We start from the raw sequence: 481 nt of genomic DNA, 5'->3' as shown, positions 1-481 counted from the left end.
GTGAGGAACAGCACCGGGGTGTCGTCGTTGTTCTGACGCAGCCGGCTGAGCACCTGCAGGCCGTCGAGGTCCGGCATCATCACGTCGAGCACCATGGCGTCGGGCTTCCACTCCCGCGCGGTGCTCAGGGCGTCCTGTCCGCCGTTCGCACTCTTGACGTCCCAGCCCTCGTAGCGGAGCGCCATGGACAGCAGGTCGGTGAGGCTGGCCTCGTCGTCGACGACGAGGATGCGCAACGGGGAACCGTCGGCACGTGTGAGGCGCGGGGCTGCGGCAGGCTGGGAGATGGTCACGTCATCGAGTATCGAGAGTTTCCTATGAGCGGTCTGAGATCGACCGATGCGCCGACTGTGGATCGCTGATCAGCCGGACGACGCGGATCCGGACGCCCACTCGGGCAACCGTCCGTACCGTGACGGCGTGCTGCACTCCTCTGCCTGGTCCGCGGCTGCGCGTGATGTCGACGTCCGGGACCTGGTCC

1 protein-coding gene is annotated in these 481 nt (G+C 67.4%); it reads right to left on the bottom strand.

Translation table 11 applies throughout. The annotated features are described in order from the left end of the window. A partial coding sequence (locus NS184_RS17220) for a response regulator (protein WP_430733552.1) occupies positions 1-287 on the bottom strand: 287 nt, incomplete at its 3' end. Positions 288-481 lie beyond the last annotated feature (194 nt).

Source organism: Curtobacterium luteum (genome assembly GCF_001475545.1).
In the GTDB taxonomy this organism is placed as follows: Bacteria; Actinomycetota; Actinomycetes; order Actinomycetales; family Microbacteriaceae; genus Curtobacterium; species Curtobacterium luteum_A.
Note: the sequence above shows the minus strand (reverse complement) of the source record. Positions and strands in the feature narration are given on the sequence as shown.